Consider the following 18,046-nt stretch of genomic DNA (forward strand, 5'->3'; position numbering starts at 1 on the left):
CAGCATAGAAATAAAGCACCAGAAAACTGGTGCTAATGTTAAAAGTTTTTTGGGACATTTTCAAAAACGGTTGACATATATTATTTGAAATCAAAACTATACTATTGATTTGACTTTGTATTTATTTCATCTTTAATTTTTGATATAAAATCTGAAAGTGACATAGTTCCAATGTCTCCATCTTTTCTACTTCTAACAGAAACATTACCCTCATTCATTTCCTTATCTCCAACTATAATCATATATGGCACTTTTTGCATTTGAGTTTCTCTTATTTTATAACCTATCTTTTCATTTCTAATATCACTTTCCACTCTAATGTCATTTTTCTTTAATTCATCAACTATTTTATTGACATAGTCAATTTGTGAATCAGTTATATTCATAACTTCTACCTGTACAGGTGCAAGCCATGTTGGAAAAGCTCCTGCATAATTTTCTATTAAAATACCTATAAATCTCTCTATAGATCCAAATACAACTCTGTGTACCATAACTGGTCTATGTTTTTCTCCATCTGCACCTATATAATTCAAATCAAATCTTTCAGGCATTTGGAAGTCAAGCTGTATTGTTCCACACTGCCATGTTCTACCTATGCAATCTCTAAGATGAAAATCTATCTTAGGTCCATAGAAAGCACCGTCACCTTCATTTACTTTATACTTAAGTCCTGCTTTATTAAGAGCTGATATAAGTCCTTTTGTAGCAGCTTCCCAATCTTCGTCACTTCCCATTGAATTTTCTGGTCTTGTAGATAATTCAACAAAATATTCAAATCCAAATACTTTATAGAAACTGTCTATCAATTTTATTACATTTAATATTTCATCTGTTATCATATCTTTAGTCATAAAAATATGTGCATCATCTTGAGTAAAGCATCTTACTCTCATAAGTCCATGGAGTGCTCCAGATTTTTCATGTCTATGAACAATTCCCATTTCCCCATATCTTATAGGAAGATCTCTATAGGAATGTATCTTATTTTTGTAAACAAGTATAGATCCTGGACAGTTCATTGGCTTTATAGCATAATCTGCATCATCTATTTTTGTAAAGTACATATTTTCTTTATAGTGATCCCAATGGCCTGAATCATGCCATAACTTTTCATTTAATATAATTGGAGTCATTATTTCCTCATATCCTGCTTTTGTATGTACATCTCTCCAATACTGCTGAAGTGTATTTCTTATTACCATTCCCTTTGGATGGAAGAATGGAAATCCAGGTCCTTCTTCATGTATGCTAAACAAGTCTAGATCTTTTCCTATTTTTCTGTGATCTCTCTTTTTAGCCTCTTCTAACATATTTAAATAATCTTTAAGATCTTTCTTCTTCTCAAATGCAATTCCATATATTCTCTGAAGCATTTTATTATTTTCGTTTCCTCTCCAATAAGCACCTGCAATTGAAAGAAGTTTTACAACTTTAACTTTTCCAGTTGAAGGCACATGAGGTCCTGCACAAAGATCAACAAAATCTCCTTGCTTATAAAATGATATAACTTCATCTTCAGGCAAATCTTTAATCAATTGAACTTTATAAGGCTCATTAGCTTCTTCCATAGTCTTTAATGCAGCCTCTCTTGGAAGCTCAAATCTCTCAAGCTTTTCATTTTCCTTTATTATTTTGTTCATTTCAACTTCAATTTTTTCAAGCAATTCTGGTGTAAATGAAAAATCAGCATCTAAATCATAGTAAAATCCATTATCTATAGCAGGTCCTATAGCCAATTTTACATCTGGATACAACCTTTTAACTGCTTGTGCAAGTATATGAGATGCAGTATGCCAAAGTATCTTCTTTCCATCTTCATCTTCAAATGTAAGTATCTCTAATTTACAATCTTCATTTATTTTTTTTGTAAGTTCTACAACTTTACCATCTAATTTAGCTCCTAAAGCCTTTTTACCTAGTGAAATACTTAGCTTAGACGCAATTTCACCTACAGTCAATCCTTTTTCAACTTCAATTACATTTCCATCCTTTAAGGATATCTTTACCATTATTATTCCTCCTCCTAAAATAATATATAAATTAAACTTTAAAATATTAAAAAAACCCATCCCTAGTTATGGGACGAGCTCGCCGTGTTTCCACCCAAATTAACAGCAAAATATGTATATAAAATAATATAAATTATACTGTCATCTCTATACCTTTAACGCAGGAATACGAAAATACTTAATAATAAAAAACACATAGATTTTTTACTTTCAGTACTTGACTCAAAGGTGGTTTTCAATAAATATCATCTAAAAAACCTCTCAGCTAATAAGTTTTTATCTCTTAAGATTAATATTTTATCTACTCTTCCTTTTTCATTGTCTTTAACTTATCTCATTATCTCACTTTATGTTACTTATTTTATTATTCTAAAACAAATATGTCAATATAAAAACATCTATTATTCACAAATATTGCATAAAATATTATAATATTTTATCTTTTATATCTTTTATATCTTGCAATTTCTATAAAATTTCACTCTATCTGTAAATACATTTTTTATTGTGTCTATTACCTCTTCATTTTTACAGTTTTCTGTGCAGTGTATAGATATCCTTTCAGGAGAATTTGTTATAAGAGCACTAATAAGCAGATCTTCAGATTTAGTATAATCGCCATTTCTAAACTCAGCTAATTCACTATATAGTTCTTTTGTTATATTCTTTCCATATTTATCTTTAATTATATAGCTTCCATCCTCTTTTATTTCTATATCCATATAATCTATTTTACTTTCCTGAATTTCAACAAAATATTTTAACAGCTTTATAAATTCATCATATTCCCTTTCAACCATATACTTTTCTATTACCTTATCAATTATGCTCTCAATGTCATCTAACATATTTTTCATTCTAAATGTAATGAAGCCCTCAATATTTATACTATTATTTTCATTTATAGAATTTTTTATATATTCTATTATTTTATTCTTTTTATTTATACAATAAATTGAATTCTCATCTATAAGTGATACATTTCCTTTAATATATCTTAGACTTTCTTTTTTCATAGACTCTCTCTCATCATTTTGTAAAAAGAAATAATTTTCATCTAGAAATTTATTTATATCTTTCTTATAAAATTCATCTACTATTATGTTGTATAGTATATAGGATATATATGTGTAAAATATATTTTTAAGTCTTTCGTTTAATTTGCAATCTGAAAATATCTTTAGGAAGTGAGTATCAGATTCCATTTTTTCAGATACACCCATATGTATATGCTTTTTCTTAAAATATCCTATTGTAGATTTTATTCCATCTATTATTTCTTCTCTTTCATCCTTATAAACTAAAATTAATAAAGGCATTTTTCACACTCCCTTCTAGCATAGTATGTGTTTAAACAAAATCTATATTCAAAATTCATTTGTCAAATATCGACAAATTTATTACTCAATAGATAATTTTAAATTAAAATCACTGTTCAATTAACATACTATGATTTATAATATTTAAGATATAAAATTTATATTATTTAGGAGAATTTCAAATGAAATATGCTATAGTTGATTTTAGAATAGATAATGAAGAGGAGCAAAACTTGAGAAAATTAGGATTGGACATAATAAAATGTCCTCCTTGTAAAAAACTCTATGACAGTATATGTGGTCATCCTGATATTTTAACCTTTTTTATAAACAATAAAAAAGCAGTAGTTCACAAAGATATAGATACAGATTTTATAAAAAAATTAAATTCAATAAACGTAGAAGTTTTATTGTCTAAAAATAGTCTAAGTGACAGTTATCCTAGAGATGTAATTTTAAATGCATTAAATCTTCCTGATTTTTTCGTGCATAAATTAAAGTATACTGATCCTACTGTCATAAACAATATTGAAAATAAAAAACTTATAAATGTAAATCAAGGCTATACAAAATGTTCTTGTGCAGTAATATGTAAAGATGCCTTAATTACAAGTGACATTTCAATTTCAAGAGCACTTAAAAATGAAAGTATAGATGTACTTTTGATACCTCCTGGAGATATCCTTCTTCCAGGCCTTGACTATGGATTCATAGGTGGCTCTTGCGGAGCGTTTGACAATTATGTAGTATTTTTTGGAAATCTAAAATATTATTCCTATGGAAGTGAAGTACTAAAATTCCTTGAAAAGCACAACATGAAACCTGTGTTTTTACGAGATGGAAAACTAATAGATAGAGGAAGCATATTCTTTATATAGAATTTAAAATAAACAAAAGCTATTTTTATAGTCATCCTTTACTGATGTTTTGAACTTTTTAATGAGGACATTATATCAGAAAGTGATGGCTTATTTATTTTTACATTTATTACTTAATGTATATTTATAGAAAATTTAAAAATATATTTGGAACTTGCATAGACAGGATATTAAAAAGATTTTAATTTCTTGTGTATATTAAAAACTCATTTTACAAATCCCTCATAGGTAGTCTAAAAACTGTAGCACTTAACATTGCATTTTTTACAATATCTGCAGGTTTCAATTCCTCATAGGTAGACTAAAAACTTATTTTTCAAAAAACTATTGACAATTATATAAATATAGTTTCAATTCCTCATAGGTAGTCTAAAAACCTAGATCCGCTGTTTATATGTCTGATATGGAATTCTTTATGTTTCAATTCCTCATAGGTAGACTAAAAACTCTATAAGCTCCGTTTGATTTCTTAGATTTAAAACCGTTTCAATTCCTCATAGGTAGACTAAAAACATGTAACCTTATTCATTATTTTTCCTCCTATTTGAATAGGTTTCAATTCCTCATAGGTAGACTAAAAACTATCAGTTAGGTCTACAAGAGGGCTTTCATCATCATAGTTTCAATTCCTCATAGGTAGACTAAAAACGATATACCAGATTCTCAAGGTGGGCAGCTATTAAAAACGTTTCAATTCCTCATAGGTAGACTAAAAACTCTCCAGCCGAATGGGTGTTCCTCTCTTACATCCTTGTTTCAATTCCTCATAGGTAGACTAAAAACTTCTTATACAATGCTACACCTGCTGTAATAGCTGCTGGTTTCAATTCCTCATAGGTAGACTAAAAACGTGAAATATCCATCTTCTGAAGTTGTTGTTTCATCATGTTTCAATTCCTCATAGGTAGACTAAAAACCCATCCAAGTATCATTATAACAGGACTTATGGAAATATCAATATGTTAACAATATATTAATGAAATTCATAAGCCCCTGTAATTACTTAATTTTCTTATTTGTCGACCTCCAGGTTTTTTTGCACTACTGGAGGTCGACGACAAAAGCTGTTAACTTTAAAAAATTTTTTAAATAACTGTGAAAAATTAATTTAATTGTATCATATTTTATCTAATTGATTTATTATTAAGTTGTTAACTCTTGTATAAGAAGACCCATAAAAGCCATCTCCTATATTTTCTTCAATTTCTTTAAACACATCATCTATACATAAACTTATTGGTTTTAATTCTTTAAGTTTTTCATCAATTTTTTCTTTCGATACTGGTTGAAATCCATGAGCACCTATTGATTTATTTCTTAATTGAGATAAGCAATCCAAATGATTAATAAGTTTATATACATTTTTACATTTATTTAAAATATTTTCATCTTCTATTAATTTTGATCCATCTTTATCTTTATTTTCTTCAATCAAAAAATTAACAACAGCTTCCCCAATCTTTATATTATATCCCATTTCAATTTCTATATCTTTTTGCTGAAGATATTCTTTTAAATAATTATTTTTACAACATACATTTTTTATATTTATTTTCTCATACCTTTCACTTTGTTTTATTCCTAAATATTTACAAGTATAGTTAGTTACAAGCTCTTCTTCAAATCTAAAAATTCTAAGCAAGAAATCAACATATTGTTCTTGTATATACTTTATTCTTGCATTAAAATATAATTCCTTAATTTTTCCCTCTGAACTATTCTCTATTTTTTCTATTTCATCTAAATTCTTAATTATTTCATCCCGAATTTTATCATCATAAAGCGCTTCAGCCTCCACTTTATGAGCAATTCTTTTACATTCATCAAGATTAAAATATAGTCTGTTTTTTATTATTTCTATTATATCTTCATATTTTGATAAATTCTTATTAGATTTAACTATTTCCAATGCATATATATAGTTATAGTTCTCTAATGCTTTTTTTAATCTACTTTTATCCATTTCTAATGTAAATGAAGATACAAATCTTAATGGATGAACCATATTACATTCTTCACTTTTATGCAAAATAATACAATCATTTTGAAAACTCAAAATACCATTTATCATTACAGCTGTATTTATTGAATCTATACCTCCCATACTATCAATATACAATTTAGCATTTCCTATATACTTTTTTAATTTTTTATTATAGAATTTCTTAAATTCATCATTCATATTTCCTAAATCTGTAATATTATTACATTCAACTTCATAACATTCTATATTTGAAAATCTTTTTTTATATTTTTGCTTAATCATCTTTTCTATAATTTTACCAAAAAATAAAGTATCTCTATCTCTATATTGATCTTTTACATTCTCCTTTTGATCAGTAGTAATAATAAATATTTTGTCTATCTTGTTATTTTCACCTAAAACATGCTCTATAATTGGCTCTATAATTGGGAATGATAATCTCTTTCTATATCTTTCATAATTTTCATATATTATTTTTCCACCATTTCTTATAGATAAAGTATTAGCTCTTCCATTAAAAGCATCTTTAAGTTCACTAAATTTTTCAGAGTATGTAACATTTCCAAATATTTCTCCATCTAAATTCACATCTCTCGTACCAACAGTTATTATCATTATGACATTATCTCTATCCATCCTAAACTCTCCTTTATATAATTTTTTTCACTATCTAATATGAACCAATCATTTCTAGGAAATAGTGAATATTTAACTCCTGCTATTTTTTCACTAACATCCTTTTCATCAAATAAATTACATATTGTATTGTCATAAAAATTTTTACTCGAACCTATGCGTAAAATACATTTTCCATCATCTATTGCATTTAAATATTCTTTATACTTTGAAATTATATTGGAAAAAATTTCTTCACTGGATTCTTCCATAACCTTTATATGTCGTTTAATATTATCTTTATAGAATTTTCTTATGGTTTTTAGAACATCCTCTTCATCATTAAAAAATTTATTTTCTTTTACACATTTAATATTAAATTGAAAAACAGTTCCTTTATTTATGGATTCCATAGCTGTAGGCATTTTTGTACTTAATTTATTAGAACGTTTTACATTTATATAATCTACACCATATTCTAAATTAACAGATATATCTTCTATATCAGCACAGTTTGTATCACTTACTTGAAGAAACTTCATAATGTCTGACTGTATATTTTTCTTTCCTTTTCTCATTACATCTTCTCCAACATATATATTTTTTTTGTTCTTTTTAGCTGAAATATCAACTAATTTATCAAAATCGAATCCATTTAATTTTAAATAATTATATAATATTGCAGTCCTAATCGCACCTTTTATTGAACTACCCGGTATGTATGGTCTTCCACTAGTTTTTATTATTTCACTAACTTCCATAGATTTTATATCAGAATTACAATTAACTTTTTGAAAAACATACTTTTCTATATTTATACCATTTCTTTTTAAAAAGTCATTTAATGTATACTTTTCCTTTGAGTTAGTATCTCTATTTTTTACTACTTGTACATATTCATCTAAGATTGTTTCATTCTTTGAGATATCTTTCCATAGCTTTTCATTGTGCATATATAATAAGCAATTATTATCATAAATAAAATCTGCATATGGTGAAATTGTATTTCCACTTTTTATATGTACAGGAGAAAGAACCTTTATTTTAAATTTCATCTCTATTTACCTCCAAACCCTATCAAAAATGCTTTACCATATAAATAGACTTTATGATTTAATCCTGATATTGACATTTCTAGAATTCTGCCATCAATTTTATTTTTTTCAAATATACTTCCTTCTTTAACAATTCTATAATAAGGTTTTTTTATTCCTGTAGAACCACTTGAATACACAAATCCATTCCTATCATCTAAATTATAACTTTTAACATTTTTCATTTCTGATTTTTTCGGAAATATTGATGATACATTCATATAATACTTCCCTTGATCATCAAATTCGAAACCAGCATCAACAACATCAAATTTTTCAAACATTCCTGCACCTTCTGATCTATGTCCTCCAATGCCTTCGTCACACATAAAATTAAATAATCCATCCATTTCACAGAAATAGTTATTTATATTAAAATACATAAATGGTCTTATTTCAAATTCATCAACAAAACTATAATTAACTTCTATAAAATCATTATAGAATACATCTCCTGAAGAACCAGTAAATCTATTTTCCACCATTTTTGTTCTAGATATATTTTTTATAATCTTTATTTTTTCTAGTTTAAATTTATTAATGTTTATATTCTTAATATCTTTTTGACTCAATGCAAATCTATCTTGAATAATAATATCTTTTCCTAAATCATAAATAAATTTATCCTCTTCTTTATCAAAGGAATTTAAGACTTCATTTAAAACATTATCTGAAACGTAATTTACTTTTTTGATTTTCTTCAATGTTGTTAACTCTCTATCTGTTATTTCTTTATTACCCATTTTATACATAGGCTTTTGATTAAAAAATATTTTTTTTGAAGTTTTATCTTTTAAATTTACTATCTCTATACCAAAAAACATGGATGATATTTGTGATTGTTTAAGCTTTTCAAGTATATTTTGAAATTCATCTTTTTCATACATAATATTAGCAAAGTTTACAAGTGCAGAAAAAAGCTTATCAGATGGAAAATAATCTTTTATTCCATCACTACCACCAATATGATATAATTGTTTATCTTTAATATAAAAAATGGCTCTTTTCATATAATCACCCAATTCTAATATTGTTTTAATTTTAATTTTTTAGTTAAACTCGAAATAATATTTTCTAATTTTATTTCATCAAGTTCTTTTACATTTTCTAATTTATTTCTTTTTTTATTTTGCTTATAATCTTCTATAGATTTTTCGCTTATAAATAAATCTACAAATTTTATTTTTCCATATCCCCTTGAACCATTTGCACCTAAATAATCATCCTGTAAAAGTGATAATGCTTGGAATAAAATCTTTAAGTTTTCAATATCACCTAAATTGTAAATATTATATACCATCTCAAAATCAAACTTTGCACCTGCAGGAACTCTTTCTATATTTCTTGGATTAGCCATTGATGTAATTCTATCAATTGTGTTTTCCCATTTACTTTCCGTATATTCAAGCTCTAATCTAGAATACATTCCTTCTCTATTATCCATTTTTTCTTTTGTTTCTTTATTTAAGAAACTATCTCTTACATATAATCTTGTTGGTTCAGAATTTCCATTTGAAGCACTTGTCCCAAAAATTTTGCATATACTGCATTTTCCACATTCACAGGAACTTGCTTTAATTGATTTTTTATTAAACTTTACTACTTTTGATCTTATTTTAGAATTATCTATATCTATTTTTTCACTATTTAGGAATTTTTCAACATCGTAATCATAATCTGATGATGATATTTGTATTTCATTTCCATTTGCACTTATATCTAATCTATATCTAGCTAATGACTTTTCTATTAAACTTCTCATCTTTCCTTTTATAGATGATCCAGGAATAAATGGTTCTCCATTTGAATTTTTTATAACATTATTATCTATTCCCCCAATTTCAATAGAGCTTTTATCTCCACCTATACTTAATCCAGTTTTTAATAAAATTTTTCCTTCTATAAATACTTTTCCATAAAGCTTCAAGTAAAACACCTCCTAATTTTTATCTCCAAAATATTTCATATAAGCAACTATTGCTTCCAAAAAATTTTTAAAATTTTTCAACTGTTCTTTGCCATTTTCCTCATTCATTGATTTAACAGCATAATCTAACAAATCCATAAACTTTTTTACAGTGAGTCTTGAACTTCTTCCTGCTATATATGCAAACTTAGGTCTTAATCTTTTTAAATCATCAATTCTATCAGTTCTCAAAACATCTGAGTAAACATTTCTAATCTGTGATGTTGTCATTCCATTATTTATTAAAATATAAGCATATCCTTTAACATTATTTAGGAATATATCATAGTTATTATCAATATTTATAATATTATTTCTAAAATAGTCTATCTCCTTATCTTCTTCATATCTGAACAAACTTGATATCCCCCTTCTAAAATAGTTCTTTAATTTAGATATACCTTTCAAATATTCAACAAATAATTTTAATTCTTGATTTTCATCATCATTTTTTAGAATATTATCTAAATCATAAGATTTTTTATTTATAACCTCATCAAAGTAGTACATTTTACCCCCTTTATTTATTAAATTTTTAAACTTATTATTAAATTCAAGATTTGTATAATCATTTTTTCTATTTTCTCTGTTTAATTTTTTTTCCCCAACTATTTCTTTAATTTGCATTTTACTCACCACTTTCTCCCATCTTTTTAGTATTAAGTTCTGCCCATCTAACTCCTGCAGGTATAACCATAATATTACAAGTATTATGTGATTTATTTAAAATACTATTAACAATCATTTTTTCATAAGTTTTAACTAAATTTTCAACCATATCTTTAATTTCACTCTTACTATTTCTAAGTTCTCTAAGATAGTAAGCCAATCTATGAACTTTAGCTATATTTATCTTTTCTTTACTACTTATATCACTCATAATGGACTTAAATCCTTTAGTACTATTTAATATTTTTTGTAGAAATGCTCTATTTTTAGACAACTTATATATATCAATACAATTGTTCCTTATTTCCAATATCTCCTCAAATTCATCCCACTTAAATATCTCTCCAAATAAGCAAACACTATTTTTTTGCGGAAGTTCATCATTTTTTCTTACATACATTTTTGCTTCATCAAGAAATTGCTCAGTATAATTTGCACACTTTACAACAGGATATTTATATGGAAACAATCCAAGTCCTGCTGAAAAAGTTATATGTTTATTATTACAAACATATCTTTCAAAACTTTTTCTCAATACATATGAAAATTCAAATACTTCATTATATGCACCTAAAATAAATGTATCATCTCCGCCAGCATATACTACATACATCGTTTTATCCCAATTTTCTCCCTTAATTTTTTCTCCTGCAACAATCTTTTTTTCTTTATCATTTTTTATTAATTCATTTAAATACCCTTCAAAAAATAACGATATTGCATTACTCAATTCTATTATCTGTCCAATTGAAACTCCACTTTCTTCATTTGTTTTGAGTCCTTTAATAAATATTTTTCCAAGGTTGTCTACATCAAGCTTTAAAACTCCAAGCTTTTTATCTCCTATATTATTTTTTTCAATATTAAAAGACACTATTTTTTCAAAAATGCTCTCTTGTGGTAAATTAAATGATTTAAAAATATATCCATCGCAATCATACCTTAAAAAATCAGTATTATTAATTAGGTACTTTTTAAAATTAACATTACTTTTAGTAACTTTAAATTTAATTTCAAATCCAAAACTTTTAAATACATCTTTGTATTCTTTAATGTTAATATTATTACTATTATCTTCAGGCAATTGTTTTTCTTGTTCTTCACTATAAAATTCCGCTTTTTTTATTTCGTCAGTCAATTCTACAAACGATTTACACATTTCACACATTTCTTCATCTGAATTATTTAATACAGAACCACAAATACTACATATTTTTTTATTGTTGTTACCATTATCAATAGGTCCAAAAATATCTTCAAAATTTTCTTCTATACCTATTTCATTCCACTTCCTATTTTTTAACGATGCAACTTTTTCACTTACACTACTAAAAAATTTAGAAATATCTTTTAATTTATCAATAGTTAATAATTCACCATCACAACTAACTGTAGAAACGCCTATAGCTATATATATCTTTCCTTTATGAGCTTTTAAAAGAACTTTTGATATATATTTTCGAATCTTATCAACTTCATTAATCTTTGATTTTGGAATTATAATATAAAAATTTCCTCCACCATTATACAGAATATTATTCAGTGATAACCCTAATTTTCCAACTATATATTTTGATATAACATCTGTTAAAATATTTATATATACTGATCTTCCCTTTAAACTTTTTGCAGCTTCTTTACTTGAGATGCTAAAAATAAAGTCTTGTATTCCAGAAACATCTGCCTTTAATAAGCCAAACTCTTCAGCTTTTAAATTTTCTTTAAGATTTATTTCGCTTTTTACACATGAATAAATAGCAGATATAATTTTAGCAGTATTAAAAAGTGAAACATAGCAATTAGGAACATTCTTTACAGGAATACAGGAAAAATATTTTTTAAAAACATAAAATATTTGTTCTTCATTTTTACAAAGATTTATTTCATGCATAAAAGATTTTATAATCATTGCAAAATCTTTTTCACTTATTGTATCAATTTCATTTGGATAAATATATTCACTTGAAAGAGATTGTAAAACTGGATTTTTATAAATATTTTTTTTGTGTTCTACTTCATCATCAAAATTTACATTGCTAAATATAGATTTAAGCCTATAAATTTTATTGCTTGTATTAGTTCTAAATTCTTCAATATTTATGAATTCTTCATAAATATTATTTAATAGTTTTTTATTTTCTTTATTTTTGTTTAAATTCACCATATATTTATCTAAAAATTTCTTAAGCTCATCATTTTTTTCTATCTTTATATCTTGTAAATATTTAAGCAAAACATAAAAAAATTCTTCCACTATATCACTTCCTATCTATATAATATAAATTAATTTATATCATAGAAATTTTATATCATATAATATTATATTCTATCCTATTTTGTAAAATCCTGCATAAATATCAAATTTTATAGTTTTATTAGGCAAAAAATTAAAATGAGAATGAATTTGAGTAAAAGTCAAATTCATTCTCATTTTAATTTTCACTTTCATACAGTTATATCTAAAAAAATTCCTCATAGGTAGTCTAAAAACACAATATCTTCAATACTTTTGTAACCGTAACAAAAAAGTTTCAATTCCTCATAGGTAGTCTAAAAACTATAAGATTAACTATTGTATATATACACAACAAAGCAAGTTTCAATTCCTCATAGGTAGTCTAAAAACTATATTCAATTGAGTATCGCCATATTTTGTAATAGCTTGTTTCAATTCCTCATAGGTAGTCTAAAAACTAACTGAACTATCAATATAAGCACTTCGATTATTATAGTTTCAATTCCTCATAGGTAGTCTAAAAACTTGGATTGCACTTCTAGTACTAGATTGTCCAAAGTAAGTTTCAATTCCTCATAGGTAGTCTAAAAACAAATAGCAAAAGAAAAACCTTCTACACGAGAAGAATACTGTTTCAATTCCTCATAGGTAGTCTAAAAACATGGAATATCTTGAGAGCAGTTGGGGTAGATATACGCGTTTCAATTCCTCATAGGTAGTCTAAAAACTCAATATGTGCATAAAGAATATGTATTGACGTACTTAGTTTCAATTCCTCATAGGTAGTCTAAAAACCAGTGTTATCAGCGACTGGCAGCGGGGATTTGCTGCGTTTCAATTCCTCATAGGTAGTCTAAAAACGAAGTTGAAAAAGAAATCAAAACTGCAAAAAATGAGAAGTTTCAATTCCTCATAGGTAGTCTAAAAACTTTTTGTAGAGATTTCTTTGATGACTTAGACGATTTTAGTTTCAATTCCTCATAGGTAGTCTAAAAACTTATATCCGTTTATCAAAAAGAGATTTGGACTGAAATGTTTCAATTCCTCATAGGTAGTCTAAAAACTATGTGTTGGTTCTATATTATTGTTTTTTATAGCCTGTTTCAATTCCTCATAGGTAGTCTAAAAACGTAGTAGATGAAAGTTTTAAAAAACAAGTTGCTGCAAGTTTCAATTCCTCATAGGTAGTCTAAAAACTTTCTTGTGCTTTATTCTGTATTTCTTCCTGTTCGCCGTTTCAATTCCTCATAGGTAGTCTAAAAACCTTCTTGAGTGGGGCGGGGTCTTCTTCTTTTTTGCTTGTTTCAATTCCTCATAGGTAGTCTAAAAACTGATTTGCCTACACAACCGGATCTATTAGAGTTTGATAGTTTCAATTCCTCATAGGTAGTCTAAAAACACGCAACAGCTGGTTTTGTTGCAGAAGGGGATTTAAGTTTCAATTCCTCATAGGTAGTCTAAAAACATGTGCTTAGGCGACGGTAGCCTGTCCCCTAGCTCAGTTTCAATTCCTCATAGGTAGTCTAAAAACCCATCCAAGTACCATTATAACAGGACTTGTGAAAATATCAATATGTTAACAATATATTAATGAAATTCCTAAAGCCCCTGTAATTACTTAATTTTCTTATTTGTCGACCTCCCGGGTTTTTTGCACTACTGGAGGTCGACGACAAAATTTAGCTATCTATTTAGTCTTCCTCTTTCCACACCATATTTGCAAGAGGAAATGGTTTTAATGCCCTGTCAAGTATTCCATGAACATATGCAATTAATATACCATAATTTACTATAGGCACTCCAAACTCTTTAGCTGAATTAATCCTATAGAGCATAGCCGATCTGTTAAGCATACACCCTCCACAGTGAACTATAAGTGAATATTTTTTTACATCATCAGTAAATGAAATTCCTGATGAGTATTCAAAATCTATTTTTTTACCAGTAGATTGTCTTATCCATCTTGGTATTTTTACTGTTCCTATATCATCTGATTGCCTATGATGTGTACATCCCTCTGCTATAAGAACTTTATCTCCATCTTTTAATTTTTCTATAGCTTTTACTCCTTTTACAAGCTGAACAAGATCTCCCTTATATCTAGCAAATAGTATGGAAAATGATGTCATAAGTATATCCTTTGGGGTGTCTGCTGCCACTTTTAAAAACACTTGTGAGTCTGTAATAACTATTTTAGGTTTTACAGCTAGCTTATCCAAAGTTTCCCTAAGCTCAAATTCCTTTGTAACAACAGCTGTGCAGTCACTTTCTAAAATATCTCTTATTGTCTGCTGCTGTGGAAGTATTAATCTTCCCTTTGGAGCTGCTTTATCTATTGGCGTAACAAGTACCACAAAATCCCCAGGATTTATTAGATCTCCAACTATTTCAAATTTACTTTCATTTTTTGGAAGTACCTTAATTATTTCAGATTTTAATCTTTTTACTCCATCTCCAGTAAGAGAAGATATTTTCACAACTGGAACATTAAATTTTTCACTTATATCTTTAACTTCACTATCTTCTATATCCAATATATCTGATTTATTTAAAGCCAATATCATTGGAATATTCTTTTTCTTTATTTCGTCTATTATAGACAAATCATAGTCTGTAATTTTTAACGTTGAATCTATTACAACTATTGATATATCAGTTTCATTTAAAACTTTAAGAGTTTTTTCTTTTCTAAGATCTCCTAAATTCCCAACATCATCAAGTCCTGCAGTATCTATAATTACACAAGGTCCTATTGGAAGTATTTCCATAGATTTATAAACTGGATCTGTGGTAGTTCCTTTTACATCAGATACTATTGCTACATTTTGACCAGTTATGGCATTTATAATACTGGACTTTCCTGCATTTCTTCTCCCAAAAAGAGCTATATGTGTTCTTACAGAACGTGGTGCTTCATTAAAACTCATTATAAATTCCTCCTAATTTATTCTATAGTTTATCTATTGCTATTTCCCAGGAATTCCAGGCTTGGTAAGTTCATACGGATTGGTTATTTTATCTATTTCATCCTTATTTAATATATTCATCTGACATAACACCTCTTTTATTGATTTACTTTCATTTAAAGCTTTCTTTGCAACTTCACTTGTCTTATCATATCCTATGTAATGAACAAGAGCCGCAGCTACTGCAGTTGATTTATCAATATTTTTCTTACATCTTTCCTCATTCATCTTTATACCTTTTATACACTTTTCTCTAAATATTTCAACTGCTTTTTGTAAAATCTCAAGGGATTCAAGTAGACACTCTGCAACCAATGGAGTAAATGCATTTAATTCAAGCTGACCTGAGGAGCTTGCAATAGTAATTGCAGTATCATTTGCAATTACCCTCATACTCACTTGAGCAACCATCTCAGGTATCACAGGATTTACCTTTCCAGGCATAATAGTGGATCCTGCTTGAACTTCTGGAAGTATTACTTCCCCTATTCCACCTTTTGGACCTGAACTTAAAAGTCTAAGATCATTGGAAATCTTTAAAAGGTTAACTGCTAATGACTTTAATAATCCAGACACCTCTACAAATACATCACAATTTTGAGTAATATCCATTGGATAGTCCGACCTTGCAATTCCAAGTCCAGTTAAATTTTGAAGTACATCTGTTATCTCATATATGAACTTCTTAGTGGCATTAAGTCCAGTTCCTATTGCAGTACCTCCTATATTAATCTCCCTAAGCCTTTCTTCAACTTTGTAAATTCTCCATCTATCTCTAGCTATAGCCTTAGCATAGGCACCAAATCCCTGACCAGCCATCATTGGAAGTGCATCCATAAGCTCAGTTCTTCCAAGTTTCAATATATCTGAAAACTCATTTTCTTTTATTTGAAGCTCTTCTTGTAAATCTGCAAGGGACTGACTTAACTCCCTTATACTTTTAATAGATGCAATTCTAAGTGCCGTTGGATATACGTCATTTGTAGACTGGGACATATTTACATCATTTAAAGGATGAACTATATTGTAATCACCTTTTTTTCCACCAAGTATTTCTATAGCTCTATTTGCTATAACTTCATTTACATTCATATTAGTTGAAGTTCCAGCTCCACCTTGAAATGCACTTAATTTAAATTCACTGTCAAATTTACCTTCTATAACTTCTTCACTTGCTTTAATTATAGCATCTGCCTTTTTTCTGTTTAATTGATTTAGATCTTTATTTACTATTGCAGCTGCTTTTTTTATAAGTGCTATTTCCTTTATTAGATTTATATTTACAATTTTTCCTCCTATATTGAAATTATCCATAGCTCTAAGGGTATTTATACCAAAATAGTGTGAGTTATGTATAGTTTTTTCTCCAATTAAATCCTTCTCTGTCCTAAAACACATAATGCTACTCTCCTTGTTATATTTTAAACTAACATATATATTTTATCATCAATTGCAATTTTATTTAACTGCATAGCAATATATTCTATTAAAATTTCACTTAAAAATATCAAATTAGACTACATATAAATATACTAACTATGAAAGATATAAATTTTATAGTTAATTTAAGGAGGTTTTAAATATTATGACAGCAGATGATATTATAAAAATATGTGAGGCCGTTGTAGTTGTAATTGGTGCTATATTTGCCCTAATTTCATATTTTAAAAATAAATCTATGAATTTAGACAAGATACTAAGCGTTACAGATAAAACTCTCAAAACTGTAGAACCATTTATAGAGATAGCTAAGTCTGTTCCTAGTGTAAAAACAACTACATCTCTAATTGATTGGATAGAAGAAAAAGCTGCAGTTGGAGTTAAGGTTGCAGAACAGCTGCAACATTCAGGTGAGATTAAAACAAATGAAGAAAAATTTAACATTGCAGAAAATACAGTTTATGCTGCATTAAAGGAAATCAAAGTTGAACCCGATGACAACAAAAAAATGTTAATAAAATATTTTATTGAAGAAGCAGTAAGTGATCTTAGGCACAATTCTGAAAAAATGGCAGATGAAAATATTCAAATCGAAAATGAGAAACTTGAAAAAATTGAGCAGGAACTTGATTTATTAACGCTAGAAAATGAAAATATAAAAGAGGAAATTACTTTAATACAAAATCCTACAGAACAAGACAAATAAATCTAAAGAATAGTAAACAAGCACTTGGAATAAAAATTTCAAGTGCTTGTTTAAATATAATAGGGGGAACTATTATATTACTTAATAAAATTATTTTATTACTATGATTGTATGATATCAAAGAGTTGTTACAACTTAGTGTCTTATAAATTAACTATTTG

12 protein-coding genes and 2 CRISPR repeat arrays are annotated in these 18,046 nt (G+C 27.2%); of the genes, 2 read left to right on the top strand and 10 right to left on the bottom strand.

Annotated elements, in window-relative coordinates; all coding sequences use genetic code 11:
- Positions 1-101: 101 nt before the first annotated feature.
- Together thrS and ytxC are read right to left on the bottom strand one after the other, a co-directional pair.
- Entirely contained in the window at positions 102-2,012 is a 1,911-nt protein-coding gene (gene thrS / locus H2684_RS07515; protein WP_182088792.1) for a threonine--tRNA ligase, read from the bottom strand.
- Between the two features lie 452 nt (positions 2,013-2,464).
- On the bottom strand, positions 2,465-3,331 hold the full coding sequence (gene ytxC, locus H2684_RS07520) for a putative sporulation protein YtxC (RefSeq protein WP_182088793.1): 867 nt from the start codon (positions 3,329-3,331) through the stop codon (positions 2,465-2,467).
- A 182-nt stretch (positions 3,332-3,513) separates the two neighbouring features.
- Here ytxC and H2684_RS07525 point away from each other — a divergent pair, with 182 nt between their 5' ends.
- The gene (locus tag H2684_RS07525) at positions 3,514-4,209 is read left to right on the top strand and encodes a DUF6873 family GME fold protein (protein ID WP_182088794.1); all 696 of its coding nucleotides are present in this window, start codon (positions 3,514-3,516) and stop codon (positions 4,207-4,209) included.
- Positions 4,210-4,420: 211 nt separating this feature from the next.
- Positions 4,421-5,126: direct repeats of the CRISPR family, unit length 30 nt; unit sequence GTTTCAATTCCTCATAGGTAGACTAAAAAC.
- A 200-nt stretch (positions 5,127-5,326) separates the two neighbouring features.
- Here H2684_RS07525 and H2684_RS07530 read toward each other — a convergent pair.
- The 8 genes from H2684_RS07530 to H2684_RS07565 all read right to left on the bottom strand — a co-directional run bounded on the left by H2684_RS07530 (position 5,327) and on the right by H2684_RS07565 (position 17,137).
- Complete coding sequence (locus H2684_RS07530; RefSeq protein ID WP_182088795.1) at positions 5,327-6,829, bottom strand: hypothetical protein; 1,503 nt, start codon at positions 6,827-6,829, stop codon at positions 5,327-5,329.
- Positions 6,808-7,863, bottom strand: coding sequence for a type III-A CRISPR-associated RAMP protein Csm5 (gene csm5, locus H2684_RS07535; protein WP_182088796.1), 1,056 nt, complete (start codon positions 7,861-7,863; stop codon positions 6,808-6,810). Before csm5 ends, H2684_RS07530 begins: the two co-directional genes overlap by 22 nt.
- A 2-nt stretch (positions 7,864-7,865) precedes the next feature.
- Complete coding sequence (csm4, locus tag H2684_RS07540; protein WP_182088797.1) at positions 7,866-8,912, bottom strand: type III-A CRISPR-associated RAMP protein Csm4; 1,047 nt, start codon at positions 8,910-8,912, stop codon at positions 7,866-7,868.
- 14 nt (positions 8,913-8,926) lie between these two features.
- Positions 8,927-9,829: a type III-A CRISPR-associated RAMP protein Csm3 gene (gene csm3, locus H2684_RS07545; RefSeq protein ID WP_182088798.1), complete on the bottom strand. Its 903-nt coding sequence runs from the start codon at positions 9,827-9,829 to the stop codon at positions 8,927-8,929.
- Between the two features lie 12 nt (positions 9,830-9,841).
- The gene (gene csm2, locus H2684_RS07550) at positions 9,842-10,495 is read right to left on the bottom strand and encodes a type III-A CRISPR-associated protein Csm2 (protein WP_243159299.1); all 654 of its coding nucleotides are present in this window, start codon (positions 10,493-10,495) and stop codon (positions 9,842-9,844) included.
- Between the two features lies 1 nt (position 10,496).
- Complete coding sequence (gene cas10 / locus H2684_RS07555; protein ID WP_182088800.1) at positions 10,497-12,770, bottom strand: type III-A CRISPR-associated protein Cas10/Csm1; 2,274 nt, start codon at positions 12,768-12,770, stop codon at positions 10,497-10,499.
- A 228-nt stretch (positions 12,771-12,998) separates the two neighbouring features.
- Positions 12,999-14,304: a CRISPR direct-repeat array (repeat unit 30 nt; unit sequence GTTTCAATTCCTCATAGGTAGTCTAAAAAC).
- Positions 14,305-14,464: 160 nt separating this feature from the next.
- Positions 14,465-15,700, bottom strand: coding sequence for a [FeFe] hydrogenase H-cluster maturation GTPase HydF (gene hydF, locus H2684_RS07560; RefSeq protein ID WP_182088801.1), 1,236 nt, complete (start codon positions 15,698-15,700; stop codon positions 14,465-14,467).
- Positions 15,701-15,739: 39 nt separating this feature from the next.
- A complete protein-coding gene (locus tag H2684_RS07565) occupies positions 15,740-17,137 on the bottom strand; it encodes an aspartate ammonia-lyase (RefSeq protein WP_182088802.1) in 1,398 nt (465 codons plus the stop codon).
- 187 nt (positions 17,138-17,324) lie between these two features.
- Here H2684_RS07565 and H2684_RS07570 point away from each other — a divergent pair, with 187 nt between their 5' ends.
- Positions 17,325-17,885, top strand: a complete 561-nt coding sequence (locus H2684_RS07570; protein WP_182088803.1) for a hypothetical protein — start codon at positions 17,325-17,327, stop codon at positions 17,883-17,885.
- Positions 17,886-18,046 lie beyond the last annotated feature (161 nt).

The sequence above is a fragment of the Clostridium sp. cel8 genome (assembly GCF_014050525.1).
GTDB lineage: Bacteria > Bacillota > Clostridia > Clostridiales > Clostridiaceae > Clostridium_B.

Excerpts from the sequence above, each read along its gene's own strand:
- csm5 (WP_182088796.1), bottom strand. The coding sequence starts at position 7,863 with ATGAAATTTAAAATAAAGGTTCTTTCTCCTGTACATATAAAAAGTGGA.
- H2684_RS07530 (WP_182088795.1), bottom strand. The coding sequence starts at position 6,829 with ATGGATAGAGATAATGTCATAATGATAATAACTGTTGGTACGAGAGAT.
- thrS (WP_182088792.1), bottom strand. The coding sequence starts at position 2,012 with ATGGTAAAGATATCCTTAAAGGATGGAAATGTAATTGAAGTTGAAAAA.
- H2684_RS07565 (WP_182088802.1), bottom strand. The coding sequence starts at position 17,137 with ATGTGTTTTAGGACAGAGAAGGATTTAATTGGAGAAAAAACTATACAT.
- H2684_RS07525 (WP_182088794.1), top strand. The coding sequence starts at position 3,514 with ATGAAATATGCTATAGTTGATTTTAGAATAGATAATGAAGAGGAGCAA.
- H2684_RS07570 (WP_182088803.1), top strand. The coding sequence starts at position 17,325 with ATGACAGCAGATGATATTATAAAAATATGTGAGGCCGTTGTAGTTGTA.
- ytxC (WP_182088793.1), bottom strand. The coding sequence starts at position 3,331 with ATGCCTTTATTAATTTTAGTTTATAAGGATGAAAGAGAAGAAATAATA.
- csm4 (WP_182088797.1), bottom strand. The coding sequence starts at position 8,912 with ATGAAAAGAGCCATTTTTTATATTAAAGATAAACAATTATATCATATT.
- hydF (WP_182088801.1), bottom strand. The coding sequence starts at position 15,700 with ATGAGTTTTAATGAAGCACCACGTTCTGTAAGAACACATATAGCTCTT.
- csm2 (WP_243159299.1), bottom strand. The coding sequence starts at position 10,495 with ATGCAAATTAAAGAAATAGTTGGGGAAAAAAAATTAAACAGAGAAAAT.